Source organism: Streptomyces sp. NRRL S-1022, from assembly GCF_000720135.1.
In the GTDB taxonomy this organism is placed as follows: Bacteria; Actinomycetota; Actinomycetes; order Streptomycetales; family Streptomycetaceae; genus Streptomyces.
Genome location: NZ_JOIU01000008.1, coordinates 167352 through 194330, shown reverse-complemented (window position 1 = coordinate 194330; position 26979 = coordinate 167352). Strand labels below are relative to the sequence as shown.

At 72.6% G+C, this 26979-nt stretch carries 27 protein-coding genes and 1 tRNA gene; 18 read left to right on the top strand and 10 right to left on the bottom strand.

The window, feature by feature from the left end; all coding sequences use genetic code 11:
• Positions 1 to 30 precede the first annotated feature (30 nt).
• From galU to IG05_RS0111325, 7 genes are all read left to right on the top strand, one after another.
• On the top strand, positions 31 to 942 hold the full coding sequence (galU, locus tag IG05_RS0111355) for a UTP--glucose-1-phosphate uridylyltransferase GalU (RefSeq protein ID WP_030341612.1): 912 nt from the start codon (positions 31 to 33) through the stop codon (positions 940 to 942).
• On the top strand, positions 939 to 2261 hold the full coding sequence (glp, locus tag IG05_RS0111350; RefSeq protein ID WP_030341611.1) for a gephyrin-like molybdotransferase Glp: 1323 nt from the start codon (positions 939 to 941) through the stop codon (positions 2259 to 2261). Before galU ends, glp begins: the two co-directional genes overlap by 4 nt.
• Positions 2262 to 2344: 83 nt before the next feature.
• Positions 2345 to 2857 carry a cyclic pyranopterin monophosphate synthase MoaC gene (gene moaC / locus IG05_RS0111345; protein WP_030341609.1) on the top strand — a complete coding sequence of 171 codons (513 nt, stop codon included), beginning with the start codon at positions 2345 to 2347 and terminating at the stop codon, positions 2855 to 2857.
• On the top strand, positions 2854 to 3393 hold the full coding sequence (locus IG05_RS0111340; protein ID WP_051789716.1) for a MogA/MoaB family molybdenum cofactor biosynthesis protein: 540 nt from the start codon (positions 2854 to 2856) through the stop codon (positions 3391 to 3393). Before moaC ends, IG05_RS0111340 begins: the two co-directional genes overlap by 4 nt.
• Positions 3394 to 3419: 26 nt before the next feature.
• Entirely contained in the window at positions 3420 to 4028 is a 609-nt protein-coding gene (locus IG05_RS0111335) for a GNAT family N-acetyltransferase (protein WP_030341606.1), read from the top strand.
• 177 nt (positions 4029 to 4205) lie between these two features.
• A complete protein-coding gene (glpR, locus tag IG05_RS0111330) occupies positions 4206 to 5402 on the top strand; it encodes a gephyrin-like molybdotransferase receptor GlpR (RefSeq protein ID WP_030341604.1) in 1197 nt (398 codons plus the stop codon).
• A gap of 93 nt (positions 5403 to 5495) precedes the next feature.
• A tRNA-Ala gene (locus IG05_RS0111325) sits at positions 5496 to 5569 on the top strand.
• 158 nt (positions 5570 to 5727) lie between these two features.
• Here IG05_RS0111325 and IG05_RS0111320 read toward each other — a convergent pair.
• Complete coding sequence (locus IG05_RS0111320) at positions 5728 to 6204, bottom strand: GNAT family N-acetyltransferase (protein WP_030341603.1); 477 nt, start codon at positions 6202 to 6204, stop codon at positions 5728 to 5730.
• Positions 6205 to 6284: 80 nt separating this feature from the next.
• Between IG05_RS0111320 and IG05_RS0111315 the strand changes: the two genes are divergently transcribed.
• Positions 6285 to 7088 carry an exodeoxyribonuclease III gene (locus tag IG05_RS0111315; protein ID WP_030341601.1) on the top strand — a complete coding sequence of 268 codons (804 nt, stop codon included), beginning with the start codon at positions 6285 to 6287 and terminating at the stop codon, positions 7086 to 7088.
• Between the two features lie 26 nt (positions 7089 to 7114).
• Here the strand turns inward: IG05_RS0111315 and IG05_RS0111310 are convergent, their stop codons facing one another.
• Positions 7115 to 7780, bottom strand: coding sequence for a MerR family transcriptional regulator (locus tag IG05_RS0111310; RefSeq protein WP_030341599.1), 666 nt, complete (start codon positions 7778 to 7780; stop codon positions 7115 to 7117).
• 133 nt (positions 7781 to 7913) lie between these two features.
• On the opposite strand from IG05_RS0111310, the gene IG05_RS0111305 reads away from it, so the two are divergent.
• From IG05_RS0111305 to IG05_RS0111290, 4 genes are all read left to right on the top strand, one after another.
• Entirely contained in the window at positions 7914 to 9422 is a 1509-nt protein-coding gene (locus IG05_RS0111305) for a flavin-containing monooxygenase (protein ID WP_030341598.1), read from the top strand.
• Positions 9419 to 10399, top strand: a complete 981-nt coding sequence (locus tag IG05_RS0111300) for an alpha/beta fold hydrolase (protein WP_051789714.1) — start codon at positions 9419 to 9421, stop codon at positions 10397 to 10399. The genes IG05_RS0111305 and IG05_RS0111300 overlap by 4 nt, the downstream gene beginning before the upstream one ends.
• Complete coding sequence (locus IG05_RS0111295; protein ID WP_030341595.1) at positions 10396 to 11280, top strand: SDR family oxidoreductase; 885 nt, start codon at positions 10396 to 10398, stop codon at positions 11278 to 11280. The genes IG05_RS0111300 and IG05_RS0111295 overlap by 4 nt, the downstream gene beginning before the upstream one ends.
• A gap of 87 nt (positions 11281 to 11367) precedes the next feature.
• Positions 11368 to 11613 carry a hypothetical protein gene (locus IG05_RS0111290; protein WP_030341592.1) on the top strand — a complete coding sequence of 82 codons (246 nt, stop codon included), beginning with the start codon at positions 11368 to 11370 and terminating at the stop codon, positions 11611 to 11613.
• An 88-nt stretch (positions 11614 to 11701) separates the two neighbouring features.
• Here IG05_RS0111290 and IG05_RS0111285 read toward each other — a convergent pair whose 3' ends face one another.
• Positions 11702 to 15010 (bottom strand): S41 family peptidase, encoded by a 3309-nt coding sequence (locus tag IG05_RS0111285; RefSeq protein WP_030341591.1) that lies wholly within the window; start codon positions 15008 to 15010, stop codon positions 11702 to 11704.
• Between the two features lie 165 nt (positions 15011 to 15175).
• On the opposite strand from IG05_RS0111285, the gene IG05_RS0111280 reads away from it, so the two are divergent.
• The 5 genes from IG05_RS0111280 (at position 15176) to IG05_RS0111260 (ending at position 19917) form a co-directional block, all read left to right on the top strand.
• Positions 15176 to 15778, top strand: a complete 603-nt coding sequence (locus IG05_RS0111280) for a TetR/AcrR family transcriptional regulator (protein WP_030341589.1) — start codon at positions 15176 to 15178, stop codon at positions 15776 to 15778.
• A 108-nt stretch (positions 15779 to 15886) separates the two neighbouring features.
• Positions 15887 to 18088 carry an MMPL family transporter gene (locus IG05_RS0111275; RefSeq protein ID WP_030341588.1) on the top strand — a complete coding sequence of 734 codons (2202 nt, stop codon included), beginning with the start codon at positions 15887 to 15889 and terminating at the stop codon, positions 18086 to 18088.
• A 149-nt stretch (positions 18089 to 18237) separates the two neighbouring features.
• A complete protein-coding gene (locus IG05_RS0111270; RefSeq protein WP_030341586.1) occupies positions 18238 to 18726 on the top strand; it encodes a YbaK/EbsC family protein in 489 nt (162 codons plus the stop codon).
• On the top strand, positions 18723 to 19568 hold the full coding sequence (locus IG05_RS0111265) for a DMT family transporter (protein ID WP_030341585.1): 846 nt from the start codon (positions 18723 to 18725) through the stop codon (positions 19566 to 19568). The genes IG05_RS0111270 and IG05_RS0111265 overlap by 4 nt, the downstream gene beginning before the upstream one ends.
• Before the next feature lie 73 nt (positions 19569 to 19641).
• Positions 19642 to 19917, top strand: a complete 276-nt coding sequence (locus IG05_RS0111260) for a DUF1876 domain-containing protein (protein WP_030341583.1) — start codon at positions 19642 to 19644, stop codon at positions 19915 to 19917.
• A gap of 34 nt (positions 19918 to 19951) precedes the next feature.
• On the opposite strand, the gene IG05_RS0111255 is transcribed toward IG05_RS0111260, so the two are convergent.
• The 6 genes from IG05_RS0111255 to IG05_RS0111230 all read right to left on the bottom strand — a co-directional run bounded on the left by IG05_RS0111255 (position 19952) and on the right by IG05_RS0111230 (position 24763).
• Positions 19952 to 21112: a serine hydrolase domain-containing protein gene (locus tag IG05_RS0111255; RefSeq protein WP_030341582.1), complete on the bottom strand. Its 1161-nt coding sequence runs from the start codon at positions 21110 to 21112 to the stop codon at positions 19952 to 19954.
• 85 nt (positions 21113 to 21197) lie between these two features.
• On the bottom strand, positions 21198 to 21644 hold the full coding sequence (locus IG05_RS0111250; protein WP_030341580.1) for an organic hydroperoxide resistance protein: 447 nt from the start codon (positions 21642 to 21644) through the stop codon (positions 21198 to 21200).
• A 105-nt stretch (positions 21645 to 21749) separates the two neighbouring features.
• Positions 21750 to 22214 carry a MarR family winged helix-turn-helix transcriptional regulator gene (locus IG05_RS0111245; protein ID WP_030341578.1) on the bottom strand — a complete coding sequence of 155 codons (465 nt, stop codon included), beginning with the start codon at positions 22212 to 22214 and terminating at the stop codon, positions 21750 to 21752.
• A complete protein-coding gene (locus IG05_RS0111240; RefSeq protein ID WP_030341576.1) occupies positions 22211 to 22969 on the bottom strand; it encodes an energy-coupling factor ABC transporter ATP-binding protein in 759 nt (252 codons plus the stop codon). The genes IG05_RS0111245 and IG05_RS0111240 overlap by 4 nt, the downstream gene beginning before the upstream one ends.
• On the bottom strand, positions 22957 to 23718 hold the full coding sequence (gene cbiQ / locus IG05_RS0111235; protein ID WP_030341575.1) for a cobalt ECF transporter T component CbiQ: 762 nt from the start codon (positions 23716 to 23718) through the stop codon (positions 22957 to 22959). The genes IG05_RS0111240 and cbiQ overlap by 13 nt, the downstream gene beginning before the upstream one ends.
• 1 nt (position 23719) lies before the next feature.
• Positions 23720 to 24763 carry an energy-coupling factor ABC transporter permease gene (locus IG05_RS0111230; protein ID WP_030341573.1) on the bottom strand — a complete coding sequence of 348 codons (1044 nt, stop codon included), beginning with the start codon at positions 24761 to 24763 and terminating at the stop codon, positions 23720 to 23722.
• Positions 24764 to 24911: 148 nt separating this feature from the next.
• Here IG05_RS0111230 and IG05_RS0111225 point away from each other — a divergent pair, with 148 nt between their 5' ends.
• On the top strand, positions 24912 to 25250 hold the full coding sequence (locus IG05_RS0111225; RefSeq protein WP_030341571.1) for an SsgA family sporulation/cell division regulator: 339 nt from the start codon (positions 24912 to 24914) through the stop codon (positions 25248 to 25250).
• Here IG05_RS0111225 and IG05_RS0111220 read toward each other — a convergent pair whose 3' ends face one another.
• Positions 25251 to 26915 carry a penicillin-binding transpeptidase domain-containing protein gene (locus IG05_RS0111220; protein WP_030341570.1) on the bottom strand — a complete coding sequence of 555 codons (1665 nt, stop codon included), beginning with the start codon at positions 26913 to 26915 and terminating at the stop codon, positions 25251 to 25253.
• Positions 26916 to 26979 lie beyond the last annotated feature (64 nt).

Below are 26979 nucleotides of genomic sequence, written 5' to 3'. Positions count from 1 at the left end.
CCTACAAAGGCACCGGATATGGTTGCGGGCATGACTCAGTCCCACCCCAGGATCAGCAAGGCTGTCATCCCCGCAGCCGGCCTCGGCACCCGGTTCCTGCCGGCTACCAAAGCCACTCCCAAGGAGATGCTGCCGGTTGTCGACAAGCCGGCGATCCAGTACGTGGTCGAGGAGGCCGTGTCGGCGGGGCTCGACGACGTCCTCATGATCACCGGGCGCAACAAGCGTCCCCTTGAGGACCATTTCGACCGCAACTACGAGCTGGAATCGGCGCTTCAGAAGAAGGGCGACGCCGAACGGCTCGCGAAGGTGCAGGAGTCCAGCGACCTGGCCACCATGCACTACGTGCGCCAGGGCGACCCCAGGGGCCTCGGCCACGCCGTCCTGTGCGCCGCTCCGCACGTCGGCCACGAGCCCTTCGCCGTCCTCCTGGGTGACGACCTGATCGACCCGCGCGACCCCCTGCTGCAGCGCATGATCGACGTCCAGGAGCGGCACGGCGGCAGTGTGATCGCCCTCATGGAGGTCGGGCCCGAGCAGATCCACCTGTACGGCTGCGCGGCCGTGGAGGCCACCGCCGACGGCGACGTCGTGAAGGTCACCGGGCTGGTCGAGAAGCCCGACCCGGCGGACGCCCCGTCGAACTACGCGATCATCGGCCGGTACGTCCTCGACCCGCACATCTTCGACATACTGCGCAAGACGGAGCCGGGCCGCGGCGGCGAGATCCAGCTCACCGACGCCCTCCAGCAGCTCGCGCAGGACGAGAAGGTCGGCGGTCCGGTGCACGGCGTCGTCTTCAAGGGCCGCCGCTACGACACCGGGGACCGCGGCGACTACCTGCGTGCCATTGTCAGACTCGCGTGCGAACGTGAGGACCTGGGCCCGGACTTCCGGACCTGGCTCCGCAGTTACGTAGCCGAGGAGATGCAGCAGTCTTGAGCAGCGCCGCGACCCGCCCCGCCGGCCCGGACGACCTGTGGTCGGTGGACGAGCACCTGGAGGACATCCTCTCGGCTGTCCGCCCCCTCGAACCCATCGAGCTGCAACTGCTCGACGCCCAGGGCTGCGTCCTGGTCGACGACGTCACGGTGCCGGTGTCCCTGCCGCCGTTCGACAACAGCTCCATGGACGGGTACGCGGTGCGGGTCGCGGACGTGGCGGGCGCCGGCGAGGAGTTCCCGGCCGCGCTGGAGGTCGTCGGGGACATCGCGGCGGGCGCGGCCGACCCGGTCCGGGTCGGCCCCGGACAGGCCGCACGGATCATGACCGGCGCCCCGCTGCCGCCCGGCGCCGAGGCCGTCGTCCCCGTCGAGTGGACCGACGGCGGGCTCGGCCAGGGCCCGGTCGGCGGCATGCGGGCGCGCAGCCTGGCCCCCGAGGGCGCCCAGGGGCACGTGCACGTCTACCGGGCCGCCGAGGCACGCGCGCACGTGCGGGCCAAGGGCAGCGACGTGAAGGCCGGCGACCTGGCCCTGGCGGCCGGGGCGATCCTCGGCCCGCCGCAGATCGCCCTGCTCGCCGCGATCGGCCGCGGCACGGTCCGCGTGCGCCCGCGCCCCCGCGTGGTCGTGCTCTCCACCGGCAGCGAGCTCGTCCAGCCCGGGGAGCAGCTGGCCACCGGCCAGATCTACGACTCCAACAGCTTCGCCCTGACCGCCGCCGCGCGGGACGCGGGCGCCATCGCCTACCGGGTGGGCGCCGTCGCCGACGATGCCGAGACCCTCCGCTCCACCATCGAGGACCAGCTCATCCGCGCGGACCTGGTGGTGACCACGGGCGGGGTGAGCGTCGGCGCGTACGACGTGGTCAAGGAGGCGCTGTCGTACGCCGGCGACGCGGACGAGGCCGGCAGCGGCGTGGAGTTCCGCAGGCTCGCCATGCAGCCCGGCAAGCCGCAGGGCTTCGGCTCCATCGGCCCCGACCACACCCCGCTGCTGGCCCTGCCCGGCAACCCGGTGTCCTCGTACGTCTCCTTCGAGCTGTTCGTCCGCCCCGCCATCCGCGCCCTGATGGGCCTCACCGACCTGCACCGGCCCCGCGCGCGGGCCGCGCTGAAGGCGGACGCCGCGCTGCGCTCGCCCAAGGGCCGCCGCCAGTTCCTGCGCGGGACGTACGCCGACGGGGAGGTGACCCCCGTGGGCGGCGCCGGTTCCCATCTGATCGCGGCGCTGGCGCGGGCCGACGCGCTGATCGTCGTACCTGAGGACGTGGAGTCCGTCGAGCCCGGCAGCGAGGTGGAAGTGGTCCTGCTCGGCTGACCTGTGCCGGTTGGCGGTACCGTGTCGCGCACAGCAGGCCCGCGCTCCGCACCGCGCCGGGCCCGGACCGGGAGCGCCACGCCATGACAGTGCCTTCCCGGGGGGAGACCCCCGGAGCCCCTGCGCAGGACCGACTGACGCACATCGACGACGCGGGTGCGGCCCGCATGGTCGACGTGTCCGGGAAGGACGTGACCGCGCGCACCGCCCGTGCCAGCGGCCGGGTCCTCGTCTCACCGCGCGTGGTCGAGCTGCTGCGCGGCGAGGGGGTGCCCAAGGGTGACGCCCTGGCCACCGCGCGCATCGCCGGGATCATGGGGGCCAAGCGCACCCCGGACCTGATCCCGCTGTGCCACCCGTTGTCGGTGTCCGGTGTGACACTGGATCTGTCGGTCGCGGACGACGCCGTGGAGATCCGGGCCACCGTGAAGACCACGGACCGCACGGGCGTCGAGATGGAGGCCCTCACCGCGGTGACGGTCGCCGCGCTCACCGTGATCGACATGGTCAAGGCGGTCGACAAGGGAGCGGTCATCACGGACGTACGGGTGGAGGAGAAGACGGGCGGCAAGTCGGGCGACTGGAGCCGGGCATGACCTTGGACGACGGCATCGGGGCAGCTCCGCGGGCGCCGTACACCGCGCTGGTCGTCACCGCCTCCAACCGGGCCGCCGCGGGCGTCTACGAGGACCGGGGCGGCCCGCTGATCGTGAAGGGCCTGCGGGGCCTCGGTTTCGCCGTGGACGGCCCGCGGGTGGTGCCCGACGGGGATCCGGTGGAAGCGGCGCTGCGGGCGGCCGTGGCGGCCGGGTACGACGTCGTCGTGACCACCGGCGGCACCGGTCTGTCGCCCACCGACCGCACGCCCGAGGCGACCCGCGCGGTGATCGAGTACGAGGTGCCGGGCATCGCGGAGGCCGTCCGCGCGTACGGCCGGGACAAGGTGCCGACCGCCGTGCTGTCCCGGGGTCTGGCCGGGGTGGCCGCGGGCACGCTGATCGTCAATCTGCCCGGCTCGGCCGGCGGGGTGCGCGACGGGCTCGCCGTGCTGGAACCCCTGCTGGTGCACGCCGTCGACCAGATCCGCGGCGGTGACCACCCCAGACCGGACGGCAGCGGGGGTGCGAGCTGAACACCCCTTCCTGGCCCGTCGTACTGGTGGACGGCGATGTCGTCCTCCGGCCGATAAAGCTGCGCGACCAGCGGGCCTGGCGCGAGGTGAACCGGCGCAACCGCGACTGGCTGCGCCCCTGGGAGGCGACCATTCCGCCGCCCACGCCGAGCGGGCCGATCGTGCACCGGCCGACCTACCGCCAGATGGTCCGGCACCTGCGCGCCGAGGCGAACGCGGGCCGGATGCTGCCGTTCGTCATCGAGTACCAGGGCCAGCTGGTCGGGCAGTTGACGGTCGCCGGGATCACCTGGGGCTCGATGTGTTCCGGTCACGTCGGCTACTGGGTGGACGAGGCGGTGGCCGGGCGCGGGGTGATGCCGACGGCCGTCGCGCTCGTGGTGGACCACTGTTTCCGTACTGTCGGTCTGCACCGCGTCGAGGTGTGCATTCGCCCCGAGAACCGGCCGAGCCGGCGGGTCGTGGAGAAACTCGGATTCCGCGAGGAGGGCCTCCGGCCACGTTATCTGCACATCGACGGGGCCTGGCGGGACCATCTCGTCTTCGCACTCACCGCCGAAGAGGTACCCGACGGGCTGCTGGCGCGGTGGAAGCGGGCCCGCTCGCAAGGGGCCCGGCGCACCGAGCACCAGTGAATTGAATATGTGTTCGAAATTGATCGGCTGTTGACCAACTCATGGCGTCGAATTCGCGGCGAGGGTGGTCCTCTGATCGCATCCGTCGCAAAAAATGCTGGAAATATCAGCCAGATCGTGCGACACACCGGCCCAATTGGCGGATGGCCTCACGCAAACCCCTCTACCGTGTGAGGCGTGAGCAGCAGCGGCCTCATCTACGCAGTCATTGTCGGGGCCTGGGCCGCCTACTTGGTGCCGATGTGGCTCCGTAGGCAGGACGAGCTGAACGAGGCCCGTCCGACGGAACGCTTCAGCACCGCCATCCGGCTGCTGTCCGGACGGGCGGGTATGGAGCGCCGGTACGCCAGGGACCTGCGGGCACGCTCCACCCAGGAGGGGGAGGCGGACACCGGCGATCCGGACGCCGCCACCGACTCGGTGGACGTCCGTGCCTTCGCCATGCCTCCGACGCGCCGTCAGGTCACCGTGGACGCCGGGCCCGAGGCACCCGGCAGCGCGGACCCGGCACGCGACCAGGCCGCCGAACCGGCGCCCGAAGCGGCCCCCGTGCACGCCTCGGGAGCCGCGCCCGCGCAGAAGCAGACGGCCGCGGCACAGACGGCCTCGGCGCAGGCGGCCGCGGCACGGGCCCGGCGCTCGAAGGTACTCGCGCGCCGTCGGCGCACCACCGTGATGCTCTTCCTCGCCTTCACGCTCGGCGCGATCGTGGCCGCCGTCGGCGGACTCGCCTTCCTGTGGGCGCCCGCGGTGCCCGCCGTCACGCTGAGCGCGTACATCGCCTATCTGCGGGCCCAGGAGCGCCGCCGCTTCGCCTACCAGATGGACCGCCGGCAGGCCGAGGCCGCCGCCCAGCGCCTGCGCGAACGCCAGCCGCACCGGCGCGCGCCCCTCGACACGGGCACCGGTGCGGACGAGACCGAGCAGGCCGCGGACACCGGCACGGACACCGGCCTCTCCACGCTCGCCGCCGACCGGCGCGCCCTCGTCGAGCAGACCGACCATGCCGAGTGGGTCGACCAGCAGCGGGAACGGCAGCGGCGCCCCGGACACGGCGACAGCTGGGATCCGGTCCCGGTGCCCCTGCCGACGTACGTCACCGCGCCCGTCGCCCCGCGCGCCACCTCCGACGTGGACCTGGGAGCGCCCGGCACCTGGAGCTCGGCGCGGTCCAGCGCGGTGGCCCCCGAGAAGGACGCCGACGCCCCCGAGAACCCGGCCGGGGAACCGGCACCCGCCGCCGGGGCCCGGCCCGCGGACGGCCCCGGCGACGCCCGCCGCGCCGCCTCCGCACGACGGGCCCGGGAACGCGGACGCACGCCCCTCTTCGACCAGTACGAGGACGGCGACCGGCCCCGCGCGGCCAACGAGTGACTCCCGTCACACCCCGGAAACCACCGCCCTGACCAGTCAGGGAGCGGATTTCCAAGCACCCCGATCAGGATGCTAGAGTTTCACTCGTTGCAAGGGCCTGTGGCGCAGTCCGGTAGCGCACCTCGTTCGCATCGAGGGGGCCAGGGGTTCAAATCCCCTCAGGTCCACTGCACGACGTGAGATCCCGTCGGTCATCATGACCGGTCGGGATCTTCGTCGTTTCCGGGGAGCTTGGGCCCCGTGCGCCGGCCACCGCGTGCGGCCGGCGCGAGAAGAGGGCGCGGGCCCGGAGGGGAAGCCACGGGCACGGCACGCGGGCCGGGCGTCAGAGCCGCTTGGCGTAGCAGAGGCTCTCCTCGTGGTGGCGGTAGTAGCCGAACTTCGTGCACGGCTCGTAGCCGCTGGAGGTGTACAGGGCTATGGCCTCCGGCTGCTTGGTGCCCGTCTCCAGGACCATGCGGACCCGGCCGGCGGCGCGCGCGTCCTCCTCCAGGGCCGCGAGGATGCGGCGGGCCAGGCCCCGGCCGCGCATCTGCTCGACGACGAACATCCGCTTCAGCTCGGCGTCGCCGTCCTCGTTGCCCTCCTCGTTGCGGTCCTGGCTGCGCCAGCCGCCGGTGGCCACCGGGCGGTCGTACGCGTCGTACGCGATCAGGTACACACCCCGGGGCGGGTCGAAGTCGGTGGCGTCGAGGGCCGTGGCGTCGCCTCCGTCGCCGTAGCGCACGTGGTACTCGGCCTGGACCTCGTCGTTGAGCATCATGGCGTCGGGGTGATCGAAGCGAACGCGGCGAATAATCATGCTGAGCATCGTACTTCTATGCAGTCGGCGGGAGTCCTGGGTTTTGCGGACTCCGACCAGTGTGCCGGTATCGTGCCCGGGTGCTGACTGTGACCTCGGTGAACGTGAACGGACTGCGGGCCGCCGCGAAGAAGGGCTTCGTGGAGTGGCTCGCCGGGACCGAGGCGGACGTCGTCTGCCTGCAGGAGGTGCGGGCCGAGCCGCACCAGCTGCCCGAGGAGGTCCGGCAGCCCGACGGCTGGCACGTCGTGCACGCCCCGGCCGCCGCCAAGGGCCGCGCGGGCGTCTCCCTCTACACGCGCCGCGAGCCCGACCGCGTCCGCGTCGGCTTCGGCTCGCCGGAGTTCGACGGCAGCGGCCGCTACGTCGAGGCCGACCTGCCCGGCGTCACCGTCGCCTCCCTCTACCTGCCCTCCGGCGAGGTCGGCACCGAGCGGCAGGACGAGAAGATCCGCTTCATGGACGAGTTCCTCGCCCATCTGAAGGACCTGCGCGAGCGGGCAGCCGCCGACGGGCGCGAGGTCCTCGTCTGCGGCGACTGGAACATCGCCCACCGGCAGGCCGACCTCAAGAACTGGCGCGGCAACACCAAGAACTCCGGCTTCCTGCCCGAGGAGCGCGCCTGGCTCGACCGCGTCTTCGCCCCCCAGGACGGCGGCTACGTCGACATCGTCCGCACCCTCCATCCCGACACCGAGGGCCCGTACACCTGGTGGTCGTACCGGGGCCGGGCTTTCGACAACGATTCGGGCTGGCGCATCGACTACCACGCGGCCACGGCCGGCCTGGCCGGCAAGGCGGTCAAGGGGTACGTCGAACGGGCGGCCACGCATGCCGAGCGGTGGTCGGATCATGCGCCGGTGACCGTCGTCTACGACCTGTAGTCGGGCCGGGTCTCCCCCCTTCCCGCTCAGTCCCGCTTGTTCAGGCGGCGGTCCAGGGCCAGGGAGAGTTCGGCTTCCACGACGCTGCGGGCCAGGGGGCGCAGGCGGCGCAGGTCCTCCTCGGGGGCGTGCCGGAGGATCAGGGTGGTGAAGAGGTCGGCCAGGGCGTCGGCGTGTTCGCGGACGCGGGCGCCGGCCGTCAGGACCTCGGCGAGCGGGATGCCCTCGCGGACCAGGGCGGAGGAGACGTCCAGCAGGCGCCGGCTGATGTGGACGATCTGGTCGCCGTCGGTGCCGAGGTAGCCCAGTTCCATGGCGGCGGCGAGGTTCTCGGGGGTGACCTCGCCCTCGAAGCGGGCGGCGAGTGCCTCGGGGGTGAGGCGGACCGGCTCCTCCTCGGTGGGGGTGCCGACGCCGAGCAGGTCGGCGACGTCCCGGCCCTGGTCGAGGGCCTCGGCGAGTTCCGCTATGCCGTTCAGGGTGTGGCCGCGCTCCAGCAGGGCGGCGATGGTGCGCAGCCGGGCCAGGTGGTGGTCGTCGTACCAGGCGATGCGGCCCTCGCGGCGGGGTGGCGGGAGCAGCTTGCGCTCGCGGTAGAAGCGCAGGGTGCGCACGGTGATGCCGGCCAGCCGGGCCAGTTCCTCCGTGCGGTACTCGCGGGGGCCTTCCTGGGGTGCTGCGTCCTCTGCCACGTCCGCAGCCTATGGCGTACCGGGGGTAACTTTCCTTCCCCCGCCCCCTACCGCTCGGTACGGAGCTGCTCTACAGTCCCATTGCGCCAGTAATCACTGGCAGGGTTCCTAGGTGATGCGTGGAGGCTCCGGGATGGCCGAGCACGAGCATGTACGGGTGGCGGTGATCGGATCCGGATTCGGCGGTCTGGGGGCCGCCGTACGGCTGCGCCGTGAGGGAATCACCGACTTCGTCGTCCTGGAGCGGGCCGACAGCGTCGGCGGCACCTGGCGGGACAACAGTTACCCGGGGTGTGCCTGCGACGTGCCCTCGCACCTGTACTCCTTCTCCTTCGCGCCCCACCCCGACTGGCCGCGCACCTTCTCCGGGCAGCGCCACATCCGCGCCTACCTGGAGCACGTCACCGACCTCTTCGGCCTGCGCCCGCACCTGCGCCTCGGTTCCGAGGTCAAGCTGATGACCTGGGACGGCGAGAACCTGCGGTGGAACATCGAGACCACGCGCGGGACGCTGTCGGCCGACGTCGTGGTCTCCGCCACGGGGCCGCTGTCCGACCCGAAGATCCCCGGGATCCCGGGCCTCGCGTCGTTCCCGGGCAAGGTGTTCCACTCCGCCCGCTGGGACCACGACTACGACCTGCGCGGCAAGCGGGTCGCCATGGTCGGCACCGGCGCCTCCGCGATCCAGATCGTGCCGGCCATCCAGCCGCAGGTCGGCCGGCTCACCCTCTTCCAGCGCACCCCGCCCTGGGTGATGCCCCGCGTCGACCGCGCGATCAGCGGTGCGGAGCGCTGGCTGCACCGGCGGCTGCCCCTCACCGCCCAGGCCCGGCGCGGCCTGCTGTGGGGCATCCGGGAACTGCAGGTGCAGGCGTTCACCAAGCGCCCGGACGAACTCGGCCTGGTCGAGCGGCTCGCCAAGCGGAACATGGCCCGCGCGGTCAAGGACCCGGCCCTGCGCGCCAGGCTCACCCCGGACTACCGCATCGGCTGCAAGCGGATCCTGCTGTCCAGCACCTACTATCCGGCGCTGGCCAGGCCGAACGTGGACGTCGTGGCCAGCGGGCTGAGCGAGATCCGCGGCTCGACGGTCGTCGCGGCCGACGGCACCGAGGCCGAGGTCGACGCGATCATCTTCGGTACGGGCTTCCACGTCACGGACATGCCGATCGCCGAGCGGGTCGTCGGCGCTGAGGGCATCACGCTCGCGGAGTCCTGGAAGAGCGGCATGCAGGCGCTGCGCGGTGCCTCGGCGGCCGGGTTCCCGAACTGGATGACGATCATCGGGCCGAACACGGGCCTCGGGAACTCCTCGATGATCCTGATGATCGAGTCCCAGCTGAACTACATGGCCGACTATCTGCGGCAACTGGACGTCCTGGGAGGCCGTACGGCCCTCGATGCCCGGCCGGCGGCCGTCGAGGACTGGAACCACCGGGTCCAGGAGCGGATGAAGCGCACCGTGTGGAACACCGGCGGCTGCACCAGCTGGTACCTGGACGCGAGCGGTCGCAACACCACCATATGGCCCGGCACGACGACCGAGTTCCGGCGCGCGACCCGGCGCGTGGACCTGGCGGAGTACGAGGTGATCCGCAGGCCCGCGGTAGTTGCCGGGAGCAGGAGCGAGGCCGCCGCATGAGCCCCGTCGCCCCCGTCACCAGCGGCCCCTACGCCCCGCCCGTCCCGTCCCGCACCCTCACCGCCGTCTCCGCCGACGGCGCGCGGCTGCACGTCGAGGTGCACGGCCCCGAGGGCGCGCCCCCGGTGGTCCTCGCCCACGGCTGGACCTGCTCGACGGCCTTCTGGGCGGCGCAGATCCGGGACCTGGCCACCGGCCACCGGGTGATCGCCTACGACCAGAGGGGGCACGGGCGCAGTCCCGCGAGCCCCGCGTGCACGACCGGTGCGCTGGCGGACGATCTCGAAGCGGTGCTGGCGCAGACGCTCGCGCCCGGGGAGAAGGCGCTCGTCGTCGGCCACTCCATGGGCGCCATGACGGTCATGGCCGCGGCGGGGCGGCCCCGCTTCGAGGAGCACGCCGCCGCCGTCCTGCTGTGCAGCACCGGCAGTTCGCGGCTGGTCGCGGAGGCGCTCGTGGTGCCGTTGCGCGCCGGGCGCGTCCGCACCTGGCTCACCGGGCGCGTCCTCGGCTCACGCGCTCCGCTGGGGCCGGTCACGCCGGTGGCGAAGAGGATCCTCAAGTACGCCACGATGGGGGCCGGTTCCGCCCCGCACATGGTGGAGGCGTGCGCGCGGATCGTGCACTCCTGTCCGCGCGCCGTGCGCCACGCCTGGTCGGCCGTCCTCTCGGCGCTCGATCTGGACCACGAGGTGCGGGAGTTGCGCGTGCCGACCGCGGTGGTGCAGGGCACGGACGACCGGCTCACGCCCCTCGTGCACGCCCGGGCGCTGGCGGCCGCGCTGCCGGACTGTGTCGGGCTGACCGAGCTGCCCGGCGTCGGCCACATGACCCCCGTCGAGGCGCCGGAGCTGGTCACCGCCCGGATCCGGGAACTCGTCGGCGCGTACGTGACGGGGGCCGCCCCCGGGCGGAAACCCATCCCCGCGCAGACCGACCAGATCAACCAGACCAACCAGATCAAGGAGGGCGCATGAGCAGGGTCAGCCTCGAAGGGCAGGTCGCCGTCGTCACCGGAGCGGCGCGCGGTGTCGGTGAGCTGCTGGCGCGCAAGCTCTCCGCGCGCGGCGCGAAGGTCGCGCTGGTCGGCCTGGAGGAGGAGGCGCTCAAGGAGGTCTCCTCGCGCCTGCACAGCGACAGCGCCCACTGGTACGCCGACGTCACCGACCACGAGGCGATGAGCCGGGTCGCCGAGGAGGTGAAGGCGCGGTTCGGGAAGGTCGACATCGTGGTCGCCAACGCCGGTGTGGCGACCGGCGGTCCGTTCATCGAGTCCGATCCGCAGGCCTGGCGGCGGGTGATCGAGGTGAACCTGATCGGTTCGGCGGTCACCGCGCGCGCGTTCCTGCCGGTGCTGGTCGAGAGCCGCGGCTATCTGCTCCAGGTCGCCTCGCTCGCCGCGATCACGCCGGCGCCGATGATGACGGCGTACTGCGCGTCCAAGTCGGGCGTGGAGGCGTACGCGCACAGTCTGCGTGCCGAGGTCGGCTACCAGGGCGTGCGCGTCGGCGTGGCGTACCTGTCGTGGACCGACACCGACATGGTGCGCGGCGCCGACCAGGACGACGTGATGCGGGAGCTGCGGCAGCGGCTGACGTGGCCGGCGAACAAGACGTACCCGCTGGGTCCGACGGTGGACCGGCTCGTCGCCGGGATCGAGCGGCGCTCCGCGCACGTGTACGGGCAGTGGTGGCTGCGTGGCATGCAGGGGGTGCGCGGCTATCTGCCGGCGCTCATCGGGGCGGTCGGGCAGCGCGAGATGAAGCGGTTCGCGCCGCGTCTGCAGGGGATGCGTTCGGGGCTCGTCGGCGCAGGTGGGGCGGCCGACGAGGCGGCGCAGACTACGGACCGTAACTGATCGACATGCAGGGCGTGTTCGCCCGTGTGAATCTGGTCGAGGCCCCACCGGGGGCCGGACCCGCACTCATCACGGGAGTGAACCCACATGGGTATGAAGGACCAGTTCCAGGACAAGTCGCGCCAGGCCAAGGAGAAGATGGACCAGGGCCGTGAGAAGATCGGCCAGCGCGGTCAGCAGGGCCGCGAGGGCCAGTCGGGCCAGTCGGGCCAGCCGGGCCGTCCGGGCCGTCCGGGCCAGCAGCCGCCCGAGCGGGGCGGCCAGAACCACCGTGACATCGAGGACACAGAGCAGCAGATGGAGGACCGGTACGACCGGGACTACGACGCGTAACTGCTGCGCTCGGCTTTGGCCGGTTGACGTGGGGCGCCCCCTGTTTCGGGGGGCGCCCTGCGTTCCTTTTCTAACCGGCCCCTTGTTCTCACGTTGCCCTTGGGGGCAGTTTCGGGCGGGATCTGTCGGGGGTGTCGCTGAGGTCCGGGGGGACCGCGGCCGGGTGGGAGTCCAGGAGTTCCAGGGCGAGTTCCACCGCGTCGGCCAGCTGGGCGTGGCGGCCCTCCGCCCAGTCGAGGGGGGTGCGCACGATCTCCAGGTCGGGGGTGACGCCCCGGTTCTCCACGGACCAGCCGTAGGCGTCGAACCAGGCCGCGTTCATCGGGACGGTGATGACCGTGCCGTCGCCGAGGCGGTGCCGGCCGGTCATGCCGACGACCCCGCCCCAGGTGCGCTGGCCGACGACCGGGCCGAGCTTCAGCAGCTTGAAGGCGGCCGTGATCATGTCGCCGTCGGACGAGGTCGCCTCGTCGGCCAGGGCCACCACCGGGCCGCGCGGGGCGTTGGAGGTGTACGACACCGGTTGCGCGTCCCGGGTCAGGTCCCAGCCCACGATCTTCCGGGTCAGCTTCTCGATGACGAGTTCGCTGATGTGCCCGCCCGCGTTGCCGCGTACGTCCACGATCAGCGCGGGCCGGGACACCTCCATGCGCAGGTCGCGGTTGAACTGGGCCCAGCCGGAGCCGCCCATGTCGGGGATGTGCAGGTAACCGCACTTGCCGTCGCTCAGCTCCCGGACCACCTCGCGGCGTTTGGCCACCCAGTCCTGGTAGCGCAGCGGCCGTTCGTCGATGAGCGGGACGACGGCGACCCGCCGGGCGTGCCCGGTCTCGCCCTCGCCGGGCAGGAAGGTCAGCTCCACGGTCGTACCGCCCGATCCGGCGAGCAGCGGGTAGGGGCCGGTGACCGGGTCGACCGGGCGGCCGTCGACGTGGGTGAGGACGGCGCCCTCGCGGATGCCCGTGCCGGCCAGCGGTGAGCGGGCCTTGGAGTCGGAGGAGTCGCCGGCCAGGATCCGTTTGACCACCCAGCGGCCGTCGCGGTGGACGAAGTTGGCGCCGAGGAGGCCCTGCCAGCGCTGGTAGTGGGGCGGGCCCTCGTTGCGGCGGGCGGCGGTGACGTAGGCGTGCGAGGTGCCCAGTTCGCCGAGGACCTCGCGGAGCAGGTCGGCGAACTCGTCGGGGGAGGCGACCCGTGCGACCAGGGGGCGGTACTGGTCGAGCACCGCGTCCCAGTCGATGCCGCACATGCCCGGGTCCCAGAAGTAGGCGCGGATCAGCCGCCCGGCCTCGTCGTAGGCCTGGCGCCACTCGGCGGGCGGGTCGGCCTCGTGCAGGATGCGGCGTACGTCGATCCAGACGGTCGAGTCGGCGTCACCGATCTCGGCCGAGGGCACCGCGCGCAGCTCGCCCTCGTCCACGACGACCAGCCGGGTGCCGTCGCCGCTCACCGCGAACCAGTCCAGGTGGTCGACCAGTTCGGACTTCTTCGCCTTGGTGAGGTTGAAGTACTCCAGGGTGGGGCGGCCGCTGATGTCGGCCGGATTGGCGAAGGTCTCGCCGAGCGCGCCGGAGATCGGCCAGCGCAGCCAGACCAGGCCGCCGCCCGCCACCGGGTGCAGCGCCGAGTACTTGGAGGCGACGACCGGGAACGGGGTGACGCGGCTCGCCAGGCCCTCGACCTCGACCGTCACCGCGCCGGCCTCGCCGGTCTCCTCGTCCTCCAGCGGGTCGAGACCGCCGGCGGCCGGGCGGCCCTCGGGGTTGAGGGCGAAGGGGGAGGGGGTGGCCGAGGAGAGCGGGACGAGGTAGGGGCGGCAGCCGAGCGGGAAGGACAGGTCGCCGGTGTGCACGTCGTAGACCGGGTCGAAGCCGCGCCAGGAGAGGAAGGCGAGGTAGCGGCCGTCGCGGGTGAAGACCGGGTTCTCGTCCTCGAAGCGGCCGTTCGTCACGTCCACGATCAGCCGGTCCTTGATGCGGGCGAGCTTGATCTGGCGCAGGGTGCGGCCGATGCCGGGGTGGGACCAGGCGATCCAGGAGCCGTCGGGGGAGAAGGCGAGGTCGCGGACCGGGCCGTTGACGGACCGGATCAGTTCGGTGATCTTCCCGGGCGGGCCGGCGGCGGCGGATGCCGCCTCGCCCGCGTCCTCGCCTTCCTCGCTCTCCTCCGTGGTCTCCTCCGGGCCCTCCTCCGTGACGTCGATCAGCAGCAGCCGGCCGTCGTGGGAGGCGACGGCCAGGCGTTCGCCGCGGGGGTCGGAGGCCAGTTCCAGGACCCGGCCCAGGTCGCCGGAGGCCGGGCGGCGGGGTGCGCGGGCGCCGGAGGCGCGGGGGAGGTGGGCGATCTCGACGGCGTCCTCGCCCTCGGCGTCGGTGACGTAGGCGATCTGTCCGGTGGAGCCCAGCATCTCCGGCAGCCGTACCCGGACGCCGGGCGTCTCGGTGATCGTACGGGCCGGGCCGTCGCGGTGGGTGAGCCAGTACAGGCTGCCGCGGACGACGACCGCGCTGGCCCGGCCGGTGTCGTCCACGGAGATGCCGTCGATGTTCTGCGCGGCCGGCACCTGGTGGGGGCGGCGGCCGGTGCGCGGGCCGGCGAGCCGGACGTCGAGCCTGCGCGGGGTGCCGGCCGGGGAGAAGTCGTCCACCAGCCACAGGTCGCCCGCGCACTGGTAGACGACCCGCTCGCCGTCGCCGGCTGCGTGCCGGGCGTAGAAGGCGTCGTGGTCGGTGTGGCGGCGCAGGTCGGTGCCGTCGTAGGCGCAGGAGTAGAGGTTGCCGACGCCCTCGTGGTCGGAGAGGAACGCGATCCGGCCGGCGACGAACAGCGGGCAGGCCAGATGGCCGTCGAGGTCGGGCAGGAGGCGCTGCCCGTGCAGCCACAGCCGGCCCGTGGCGCCGCCGCGGTACCGCTTCCAGGAGGCCGGTTCGTGCGGCGGGGTGCCGGTGAGCAGGAGGGTCCTGTGCTCGCCGTCGATGTCGGCGACCTGGATGTCGGCGACCGGGCCCCAGGGCAGCCGGCCGCCCGGGTCGCCGTCGGCGGGCACCTTGTAGGCCCAGGTGAAGTGGGAGAAGGGCTGCCCGTGGGAGGCGACGGCCAGGATGTCGCTCTCCGGGGTCCAGCCGCGGACCTGGGTGTCGGTGCTGCCCCAGTAGGTCAGCTGCCGCTCGGGGCCGCCGTCGACGTCCGTGAGGTGGATCTCGGGGACGAGGCTGTGCCAGCTGGTGTAGGCGATGCGGTGGCCGTCGGGGGCGAAGCGCGGGTGACCGGTCTTGGTGCGGTCGGCGGTGAGCCGCCAGGCGCGGCCGGGGCTGTCGAGGGGAGCCAGCCAGAGGTCGTCCTCGGCGACGAAGCACAGCAGGTCACCGCTGAGGTGGGGAAAGCGCAGATAGCTCACCTCCCCATGCTTTTCCGGTCAAAGGGCCCCAGCAACTCGTGGGGGCTTCTTATGGGGTCTTCACCTTCGTGACCCACCACACGTACGAAACGGTTTCGTTTGGTACGGCCGCGGGGTATCTTCAGTGGTGTACGAGGACGACGCCGGAGCGGGAAGGTGACTGGCATGACCGAAGCCACTGCCACGGCACGGCGCAGCCGGATCACGCCCGAGCGCGAGGCCGAGCTGTACGACGCCGTGCTCGACCTGCTCCGGGAGGTCGGCTACGACGCCCTGACCATGGACGCCGTGGCCGCCCGCACCCGGTCCAGCAAGGCCACGCTCTACCGCCAGTGGGGCGGCAAGGCCGAACTGGTCGCCAAGGCCGTCCGGCACAACAAGCCGGGCCGGGCCGCCGACGTCGACACCGGCTCGCTCAAGGGCGATCTGCACGCGCTCACCATGCGTGCGGACGACTGCGAGATGGAACAGAGCTCCGCGCTGATGCGGGGCCTGGCCATGGCGGTGCACGGCAACCCGGACCTGCTCAAGGCCTTCCGGGAGCACCTCATCGAGCCGGAGATGGCGGAGTTCCACCGCGTGCTGCAACGCGCGATCGACCGGGGCGAGGTCCGTGCGGACAACCCCGCGATCGGGTTCGTGATGCACATGATGATCGGCGGGTTCGCCGCCCGCACCATGATCGACGAGCAGCCGCCGACGCAGGACTTCCTCCTTTCGTACATCGACGCCGTGGTCCTCCCCGCCCTCGGCGTCCCCACCTCCTGATCCACGCCCTTCCCCAGCAAAGCCCACCACCTGACGTCACCGCTCACGTCGTCGGGCTGATCGCCCCTGCCCAGCTGAACCCAACGACCTGACCGGGAGTACGCCTCCGTGGCCACGTTCCTCTACAAAATCGGCCGCCTCGCCTTCCGGCGACGGCACTTCGTCGCCCTCATATGGGTCGCGTTGCTCACCCTCGCCGGGGTGGGCGCCGCCTCCGCGCCGGCTGCCGGCAACACGTCCTTCTCCGTCCCCGGCACCGAGGCCCAGAAGGCCTTCGACCTGCTGGAACAGCGCTTCCCCGGGATGAGCGCCGACGGCGCCACCGCCCGGGTCGTCTTCAAGGCCCCGAAGGGCGAGAAGATGACGGACGCCGTCAACAAGGCGGCCGTCGAGAAGACCGTCAAGGAACTGGGAAGCGGCTCCGAGGTCGCCTCGGTCGCCGACCCCTACACCGGGCACGCCGTCGGCAAGCACGGCACCATCGCCTACGCCTCGGTGAAGTACAAGGTCTCCGGCATGGAGCTGGAGGACTCCTCCCGGGACGCCCTGAAGGCGGCCGCGCAGCACGCGCGGGACGCCGGGCTGACCGTCGAGGTCGGCGGTGACGCGCTGAACGCGACGCCCGAGACCGGCTCCAGCGAGATCATCGGCATCGCGGTCGCCGCCGTCGTCCTGGTCATCACCTTCGGCTCGCTGCTCGCGGCCGGATTCCCGCTGCTCACCGCCCTCATCGGGGTCGGCATCGGCGTCTCCACGATCACCGCGCTGGCCAACGCCCTGGACCTGGGCTCCACCACCTCCACCCTCGCCTCGATGATCGGCCTCGCCGTCGGCATCGACTACGCCCTGTTCATCGTGTCCCGCTACCGCGCCGAACTCGCCGAGGGCCGTGAGCGCGAGGACGCCGCCGGCCGCGCGGTCGGCACGGCGGGCTCGGCGGTGGTCTTCGCCGGCCTGACCGTCGTCATCGCCCTGGTCGGCCTGTCCGTCGTCAACATCCCGATGCTGACCAAGATGGGCATCGCGGCCGCGGGCACGGTCGCCATCGCCGTCCTCATCGCCCTGACCCTGATACCGGCGCTGCTCGGCTACGCCGGCCGCAAGGTCAAGCCGGCCGGCGAGAAGAGCAAGCTGCTCGGCGGCGGCCGTACCCCGAAGAACCCCGGCCGCCCCAACATGGGCACCCGCTGGGCCAGCTTCGTCGTCCGCCGCCCGGTCGCCGTCCTCCTGCTCGGCGTGATCGGCCTCGGCGCGGCGGCGATCCCGGCCGCCTCCCTGGAGCTGGGCCTGCCCGACGACGGCTCCCAGCCGGTCTCCACCACCCAGCGCCGCGCCTACGACCTGCTGTCCGAGGGCTTCGGCCCCGGCTTCAACGGCCCCCTGATGGTCGTCGTCGACGCCAAGGACAGCACCGACCCCAAGGCCGCGTTCGGCAAGGTCGGCGACGAGATCAAGGGCCTGAAGGACGTCGTCACCGTCACTCCGGCCACGCCCAACAAGGCCGGCGACACCGCGACGATCACCGTCGTGCCCAGGTCCAAGCCGTCCTCGGCGACCACCGAGGACCTGGTGCACGCCATCCGCGACAAGGGCGCGGACATCGCCCGGGACACCGGCTCCACGGTCCTGGTCACCGGCTCCACGGCGATGAACATCGACGTCTCGCAGAAGCTGAACGACGCGCTGCTGCCGTACCTCGCCCTGGTGGTCGGCCTGGCCTTCCTGCTGCTGATCGTGGTCTTCCGCTCGGTGCTGGTCCCGCTGAAGGCGGCCCTCGGCTTCCTGCTGTCGGTGATGGCCGCGCTCGGCGCCGTCGTCGCGGTCTTCCAGTGGGGCTGGCTGTCCGGCCTGATGAACGTCGAGCAGACCGGCCCGGTGATGTCGATGATGCCGATCTTCATGGTGGGTGTCGTCTTCGGCCTCGCGATGGACTACGAGGTGTTCCTCGTGACCCGGATGCGGGAGGCGTACGTCCACGGCGAGAAGCCCGGCCAGGCGGTCGTGACCGGCTTCCGGCACGGCGCCCGGGTCGTCACCGCCGCCGCCGTCATCATGATCGCCGTCTTCTCCGGCTTCATCGGCTCCAGCGAGTCGATGGTCAAGATGATCGGTTTCGGCCTCGCGATCGCCGTCTTCTTCGACGCGTTCCTCGTCCGCATGGCCATCGTCCCGGCGGTCCTCGCGCTGCTCGGCCAGCGGGCCTGGTGGCTGCCGAAGTGGCTGGACCGCGCGCTGCCCAACGTCGACGTCGAGGGCGAGGGGCTGCGCACCGCGGACCCCGGCGCGGAGAAGGAGCTGGTACGCACCTGACGTACCGCTCCTGACGGCAGGAGCCGCCGGTGAGGGTGCCCGTGGGGACGGGGCTGCACCCTCACCGGCTTCCTCCGTCCCCGGGCCGCCCCTGTCGCCCGGCCGGAATTCGTTTCGTACGCCACGCAGTGACCCGCTAGCGTGCGCCCATGACGACGACCGCGCACCCTCGTTTCGCCGCCGCGCTGGAGGAGTCGGGACTGGGGGAGGTGCTCGCCCGGGTCCGGAGCTTCCCGGAGGCGACCCGGACCGCGGCCGAGGCCGCCGCCGCGATCGGGTGCGAGCCGAGCCGGATCTGCAAGTCGCTGGTCTTCGCCGCCGACGGGGTCCCGGTGCTGGTCCTCATGGACGGCGCCTCCCGGGTGGACGTCGAGCGGGTACGGCGGGAACTGGACGCCGGCGAGGTCACCCGCGCCGACGCCGGCGTGGTCCGCGAGACCACCGGGTACGCCATCGGCGGCGTACCGCCCTTCGGGCACCGCACGCGCACCCGTGTCCTCGCCGACCGGTCGCTGCTCGCGCACGACGTGGTGTGGGCGGCGGCCGGCACGCCGTACACCGTCTTCCCGATCGGGCCGGAGGAACTGGTCGCCCACGCGGGCGCCACGCTGGTGGACGTGCGCGAGCAGTCCGCGTGACGCCCCTGGTCGCGGCGGCCGTGCTGTTCGCCGCCGTCACCCACGCCAGCTGGAACGCCATCGCGCACCGCATCACCGACAAGCTCGTCGGCTTCGCCCTCATCTCCGGCGGCGGACTGCTGATCGGGCTCGCGATCACCCCGTTCACGGCGCTCCCCGCCGGGCCCGCCTGGCCCTACCTGTGCGCCTCGGCGGCCGTGCACATCGCCTACTACGCCCTGCTGATGACCTCGTTCCGGCTGGGCGACTTCGGGCAGGCGTACCCCATCGCGCGCGGCAGCGCCCCGCTCGTCGTCACGCTGCTCGCCGCCGTCTTCGCGCACGAGGTGCCCGGCGTCTGGGCGAGCGCCGGCATCGTCGTGTCCTGCCTGGGCCTGACCGGCGTCAGCCTGTGGGGGCTGCGCGGGAAGCGGCCGGACTGGGCGGCGATCGGCGCGGCCCTGGCGACCGGTGCGACCATCGCGGTGTACACGGTCGTCGACGGCCTGGGCGTACGGGCCTCGGGGACGTCCCTCGGGTACATCGCCTGGCTGATGGTCCTCCAGGGCTCGGTGCTGCCCGCCTTCCTGTACGCACGCGCGCGGGCCGGCACGGTACGGCTGCTGCGGCCGTACGCCGCCCTCGGCCTGCTCGGCGCCGCCCTGTCCGTCGCCGCCTACGCCCTGGTGCTGTGGGCCCAGACCCGTGCCGCGCTCGCCCCGATCGCCGCCCTGCGCGAGTCGTCCATCATCGTCGGCGCGGCCATCGGCGCCCTGTTCTTCAAGGAGCGCTTCGGCGCCCCGCGGATCGCGGCGGCGGCCCTGGTGGTCGTGGGCATCGGGCTGATGCTGCGCGCCGGTTGACGCCCGGCGCCGACATGACGGGCCGGGTGGCGAGGCGCACCCTGGAAACAGCGAGTTCTGGGAGGTGTCCGTCATGATGCACACCACTGTCGGATGGCACATCGAGATGGAGTTCATGGAGGACGATCAGCACACGCGCGCGGCGGCGCTGGTGCGCTTGCCCGACGGCTCGGAGGTGCGGGCCCACGGCCGCGCCAGCCGGCACAGCATCGACTCGAACCAGCCCCGGGTCGGGGAGGAGATCGCCGGCGCCCGCGCCCTGAACGAACTGGCCATGCAGCTGCTGACGAAGGCCCACGAGGAGATCGACTCGGCGTCCGGGCGGACCTCGCACCCGATCCACGTCTGACCCGGACCCGGCGTGCGCCCGGGGCGCCGGCGGCTCAGGCGAGCGCCGTGCGCACCGCCCGCACCAGCGCCTGCGCCCTCGGATCCGCCGTGACGCTCTGCCGGAAGCCGTTGGTGACGTAGCCGAAGGCGATGCCCGACTCCGGGTCGGCGAAGCCGAGGGCGCCGCCGCGGCCGGGGTGACCGAAGGAGCCGGGGGAGAGCAGCGGGGACGCGGCGCCGTGCAGCATGTACCCGAGGCCGAACCGGGTGCCCACCACCAGCACCCGGTCCGGCCCGGCGGACTGCTCAGCGCGGGCCAGTGCCACGGTTTCCGGGGTGAACAGCCGGGTGCCGCCGTCCACTTCGCCGATGAGCGAGGCGTAGAAGCGGGCCAGTCCGCCGGCCGTGGCGATGCCGTTGGAGGCGGGCAGGGCGGCGGCGCGGTAGGCGGGGTCGTTCTCGTCGGGGAGCGGGGTGATCGCGGCGAAGGCGCGCCGGGTCAGGGACTCCGGATCGGCGTAGGCCTCGGCGACCGCGCGCTTGGGGCGGGTCTTCAGCCCGCCGGCGCTCTCCGGGGCGTCCACCGGACCGACGCGGCCCGCGCGCCCCCGCTGCGTCTGCGGCAGGCCGAGCCACAGGTCCGCCCCGGCCGGCCCGGCGACCTCCTGTGCGATCCACTCGCCGACCGGGCGGCCGGTGACCCTGCGCAGCAGTTCGCCGGTGAGCCAGCTGTAGGTCTGGGCGTGATAGCCGTGGTCGGTGCCCGGCTCCCACACCGGGGCCTGCGCGGCGACGGCCGCGGCACCGAGATCGGGGTCGGCGGCCTCGGCGGGGGTCAGCGGGCGGTCCAGCACGGGCACGCCCGCGCGGTGCGCGAGCAGGTCCCGGACGCGCGTGTGCTCCTTGCCGGCCGTCTTGTACTCCGGCCAGTACGTGCCGACCGGGGCGTCCAGGTCCAGCTCGCCGCGCTGGTGCAGGAGCAGCAGCGCGGCGGCGGCGACGCCCTTGGTGGCCGAGCGCACGATCTGGGCGGTGCCGGGCTGCCAGGGGGCCGTGCCGTCCACGTCCGCCGTGCCGGCCCACAGGTCCACGACCCGGTGTCCGTCGCGGTAGACGGCGACGGCCGCGCCGCGCTCGCCGAGCAGCGCGAAGTTCGCGGCGAACGCCTCCCTGACCGGCTCGAAGCCCTCGGCCACAGTGCCGTTCACGTCCACGCCCGCCGTCCCTTCCGAATGCCTGCACGATCGCCTGCGACAGTGGGTGCAACGTGGGCCGCGCGCCTGCGATTCCTCGGTGGGATCAGCCGAGCAGAATCGTTACGTCGATGTTGCCGCGTGTCGCGTTCGAGTACGGGCACACCTCGTGCGCCGCGTCCACCAGCCGGGTCGCCACCTCGGGGTCCAGGACCGGCAGGGAGACGCTCAGGGCGACCGCGAGGCCGTAGCCGCGGTGCTTGTTCGGGCCGATGCCGACCTTCGCGGCCACGGTGGAGCCGGTCAGGTCGTACCCCTCGCGGTTGCCGACCAGGATCAGCGCGTTGTGGAAGCAGGAGCTGTAACCGGCCGCGAAGAGCTGCTCCGGGTTGGTGCCGTCGCCGTGGCCGCCCAGCTCCGGGGGCATCGCGACCTTCAGCTCGATCCGGCCGTCCTGGCTGGTCACATAGCCGTCCCGGCCACCGTGGGCGGTGGCCTCGGCGACGTACATGATCTTCGTCGGACGGGTGTCGACAGCGGTTGCCTCGGTCATGGCCGGCCTCCCCCGGAACAAGTGGCTCACAAGTACATCGTGCACAAGGTACTTGCCGGTAGGTAAGCCCGGGACGCCGGGGTGGCAACCGGGGGTGACCCGTGCTCAGTACCGGTCGGCCGCCTCGTCGGCGCGCTCGGTCAGCCGCCACAGCTCCTCGCGCAGCCGTGCGATCTCCCGCGCGCCGAGCCCCGTCGTCGTCAGCAGGGCGCCGGGTACGCGCGCGGCGCGCTCCCTGAGTTCCTCGCCGCGCCCGGTGCACGCCACGAGCACCGAGCGCTCGTCGCCCCGCGCGCGCTCCCTGTGCACCAGCCCCGCCCCCTCCAGCCGCTTCAGCAACGGCGAGACCGTGCCGTAGTCCAGCCGCAGGGCCCGCCCCAGCTCCTTCACGCTGGTCTGCCCGCGCTCCCACAGCACCAGCAGCACCAGGTACTGCGGGTAGGTGAGCCCGAGGTCGTCCAGCAGCGGGCGGTACGCGGCGGTCACGGCGCGCTGCGCCGCGTACAGCGCGAAGCACAGCTGGTCGTCCAGCAGCAGCGAGCCCTCGGCGGCGGCGTCCTCGTTCGTCACGCGCCCATTGTCACGGACTTCGGGTCGAAGCCGAACGGCAGCTCCAGCCGGTGCGCCCGCATCAGCTCCTCGTCGGACAGCAGCGCGGCCGTCGGGCCGTCCGCCGCGATCACCCCGTCGCTCAGGATCAGCGAGCGCGGGCACAGCTCCAGGGCGTACGGCAGGTCGTGCGTGACCATGAGGACCGTGACGTCCAGGGAGCGCAGGATGTCGGCGAGCTCCCGGCGGGAGGCCGGGTCCAGGTTGGAGGACGGCTCGTCCAGGACCAGGATCTCCGGCTCCATGGCGAGCACCGTGGCCACGGCGACCCGGCGGCGCTGGCCGAAGGACAGGTGGTGCGGCGGCCGGCCGGCGAAGTCCTGCATCCCGACCCGCTCCAGCGCGGTGCGCACCCGCTCCTCCAGCTCGGCCCCCCGGATCCCGGCGGCGGCCGGACCGAACGCCACGTCCTCGCGCACGGTCGGCATGAACAACTGGTCGTCCGGATCCTGGAAGACGATGCCGACCTTCTGCCGGATCGCCGCCATGTGCCGCTTGCCGACCGGCAGTCCGGCGACGGTCACCGTGCCGGTGCCGCCGCCCAGGATGCCGTTGAGATGCAGCACCAGGGTCGTCTTGCCGGCGCCGTTCGGGCCGAGCAGGGCGACCCGTTCGCCGCGCGCGATCGAGAAGTCCACCCCGAACAGGGCCTGGTGGCCGTCGGGGTAGGCGAAGGCGAGGCCGGAGACCTCCAGAGAAGCTGTCACAGCATCCATCCCAGCAGACAGACGACGAGGGCGGCACAGGGGAGGGCGAGGGCGTACGACCACTGCGCGCGCGAGGCGGTCACCTCGTCGATGACCGGCATCGCGCCGGCGTACCCCCGGCTCACCATGGCCAGGTGCACGCGCTCCCCGCGCTCGTAGGAGCGGATGAACAGCGCGCCGGCGGACTTGGCGAGCACGCCCCAGTGCCGCACGCCCTTCGCCTCGAAGCCGCGCGACTCCCGGGCGATCCGCATCCGGCGCATCTCGTCGGTGATGACGTCGCCGTAGCGGATCATGAAGGACGCGATCTGCACGAGCAGCGGCGGCAGCTTCAGCCGCTGCAGCCCGAGCAGCAGCTCGCGCAGCTCGGTGGTGGCGGCCAGCAGCACGGAGGCGGCGACGCCGAGGGTGCCCTTGGCGAGCACGTTCCAGGCGCCCCACAGTCCGTTGACGCTCAGCGAGAGCCCCAGGACGTGCACCCGCTCGCCCTCCGCCACGAACGGCATGAGCACCGCGAACGCGACGAACGGCACCTCGATCAGCAGCCGCCTGAGCAGGAAGCCGGCGGGCACGCGCGCGAGGTACGCCACGGACGCGAGCAGCACGGCGTACAGGGCGAACGCCCACATCGCCTCGCGCGGGGTCGACACCACGACCACCACGAACAGGAAGACCGCGGCGAGCTTGGTGTGCGGCGGCAGGCCGTGCACGGGCGAGTGCCCGTGCCGGTAGAGCCGGTGCGCGTGTCCCGCTCCCACGTCAGACGCCGGTGCTCGCGGGGGACACGTCGTCGGCACGCCGCCGCCGCAGGGCCCAGAACACCGCGCTGCCCGCGACGACGGTGACGCCGACCCCGATCACACCGGCGAGGCCGCCGGACAGCCGGGCGTCGGCGATGTCCCGCACGCCGTAGTCGGCGAGCGGCGAGTCGGCCGAGACGTGCTTCTCCGCCTTCTTGTCGATGCCCTTGTCGTGCGCGACCTTCTCCAGACCGTCGGGGCTGGCCGAGGCGTAGAAGCTGACGAAGCCGGCGAGGACCAGGGAGGTGACCAGACCGGTGATCCACAGCGTGCGCCGCGAGGTGCGCGCCGCCACGGGCGCCGTGGGCGCGGGCGCGTCCACCAGTTCGCCGTTCACCCGCAGCCGGAGCCGCTGCCGCAGCCCGCGCGCGCCGTGCACCAGGTCCGGGCGTACGGCGATGACGGCGCCGACCGTGAGCGCGGTGATGACCGCCTCGCCGATGCCGATCAGCACGTGCACGCCGATCATCGCGGTGGCGACCTTGCCGATGGAGACGTCGGTGGTGCCGCCGACCGCGTAGATCAGCGTGAAGGCGACCGCGGCGGCCGGCACGGACACCAGCGCGGCGACGAAGGAGGCGACGGTCACCGTGCGCCGCTTGCGGGGCAGCACGGCGAGCAGGCCGCGGAAGACGGCGTAGGAGACGACCGTCGTGACGATCGCCATGTCGGTGATGTTCACGCCGAGCGCGGTCAGCCCGCCGTCGGCGAACAGCACGCCCTGCATGAGCAGCACGACCGACACACACAGGACGGCTGTGCAGGGGCCGACGAGTATCGCGGCGAGGGCCCCGCCCAGGAGGTGGCCGCTGGTCCCGGCCGCGACCGGGAAGTTCAGCATCTGCACGGCGAAGATGAACGCCGCCACCAGGCCCGCCAGCGGGGCCGTGCGCTCGTCGAGTTCGCGGCGGGCGCCGCGCAGGCTCACCGCGAGGGCGCCGGCGGCGACCACCCCGGTGACGGCGGAGGTGGGCGCGTCGATGAATCCGTCAGGTACATGCACCAGATGATTTTAGGCCCTTGTTGCGAACTCCTTGCAAGAGAGATGTGGTCTCGTTCCTCATCGGGCGTGCACCGGAAAGTGTGCGACGCTTGATGGAAAGCGGATGCACAGCTTTCGCATACGTCACGGTGCGTGAGAGGGCGGTCCGATGTCTGTAGTCGAGCAGTACGCGCGCGCTCATATCGTCACGGACGAGGACGATCCAGGGGCCGTGCCCGTCGTACTCCGGTACGACCCCGACGCCGATCCCCGGTCGGTCCGCGTGGGCCTGCCCGGACCGCACGAGTGGACCTTCTCCCGCGCGCTCCTCGAACGCGGACTGCGGACACCGGCCGCGAGCGGCGACGTCCGGGTGTGGCCCTGCGGGCGCGTCCAGGCCGTGGTCGAGTTCCACACCGACCACGGCGTCGAAGTGGTGCAGTTCGAATCGAAGGCGCTGGTCCGGTTCCTGCGCCGGACGTACACCGTCGAACCCGTGCGCGGCTGATCAGCCCCCGAGCTTCAGCAGCTTCGCCACGATCGGTCCGGCCGTGTCGCCGCCGTGCCCGCCCGCCTGGACCACGCCGGCGGCGGCGAGGTCGCCCCGGTAGGCGGTGAACCAGCCGTTCGGCTTCTTCTGCCCGTCGACCTCCGCCGAGCCGGTCTTCGCGCCGTAGTCCGGGCCGAGCCCCGACATCGCCTCCGCGGCGGTGCCGTACGCGGCCGTGTACCGCATCAGCTCGCGCAGCTGGGACAGCGTCCTGCCCGACAGCCTGCGGGAAGCCGTGGCCAGCGTGCGGTGGTCCACGGACGGCGACACCAGGTACGGCTGGTGGAAGCTGCCCGACTTCACGGTCGCCGCCACCGAGGCCATGTTCAGCGGGTTCATGCGCACCCCGCCCTGGCCGATCAGCGAGGCCGCCATCTGCGCCGCCGACTGCACCGGCACCGAGCCGTCGAAGGTGGGCACCCCGATCGCCCAGTTGTTCATCGACAGCCCGAAGACCTGCTGGGCCTGCCTGGTCAGGTCGTCGTCCGCCAGCTTCTTCGCCTGGCTGATGAACGCGGTGTTGCAGGACCGGGCGAAGCTCGCCTTGAAGGTGCCGCCCTTGATCTCGAAGTCGTCGTCGTTGTGGAACTTCCAGCCGCCGTAGGTGACCGTCTTCGGGCAGGGGTGCTTCTTGTCCGCGGCGGCCAGGCCCTTGTCGATCAGCAGCGACGACGTGATGACCTTCATGGTGGAGCCGGGCGCCAGGGAGCCCTGGAAGGCGGTGTTGAAGCCGTGCCCGCTGTTGGCGACCGCGAGGATCTCCCCCGTCGAGGGCCGCAGGGCGACCACCGAGGCCCGCGCGCGCTTCGCCACCTGCTGCTCGGCGGCGGCCTGGAGGGCGGGGCTGAGCGTCGTCCGCACGGTGCCCGGAGTGCCCTCGCTCAGCTCCACCAGGGTCTTGTCGGAGAGCTTGGCCGCCTTGGCCGCCTTGCCGCGCACCACGCGCAGCTCGACGCCCGCCGTGCCGCCCGCCTTCTTGCCGTACTTCTCCCGCAGCCCGTCCAGCACCGTGCCCAGCGACGGGTACCGGGCGGCCGTGATCTCGCCGCCGTCGCGGTCCAGCGCCCTGACCGGCGGGGTGCCGGACTCGCCGGTCACGAGCGTGTCGCCGTCCCTGAGGTCGGGGTGGACCACGGCGGAGTGCCAGTCGACCAGCGGTCTGCCGTCGCTCGCGCGGCGCACCACGGTGAGCGAAGTGCCGTAGGACAGCGGCTTGCTGAGCTTGTGGTAGGCCACCGTCGCCTTCACCGTGAACGGCACCTCGGTGCCCTTCGCCGTCCCCGGGGTGAGCGTGACGTCCTTCAGACGGGCGTCCTTGGTGTAGCCGGTGAGCAGGGTGCCGGCGGCGGCGGGGTCGTCGGTGGCGGCCGCCGCCGCGGTGACCCTGCCGTGCTGCCAGGCGGTGAGGAAACGGGTGGAGGCCGTGCGGATCTCGGCCGCGGTGAGGGGGCCGGACGGGACGGCCCTGTGGCCGGCCGTGGCACCGGTCCGCTCGTCGGCCGCGGCCCCGCCGTACAGCGCGTAGACGCCGAACCCGGCGCCGCCGACCACCACGGCGATCATTCCGCCGAGTACGGCGGGCCGGGTCTTGCGCCGCTCGGCGACGCGCCTTCTCTTGCCCACAGCCTCAGTTCCTCCGCACCTTTCCCCAGGGTCCCCGTACGCCCCTCACATTCCCCAACGACGG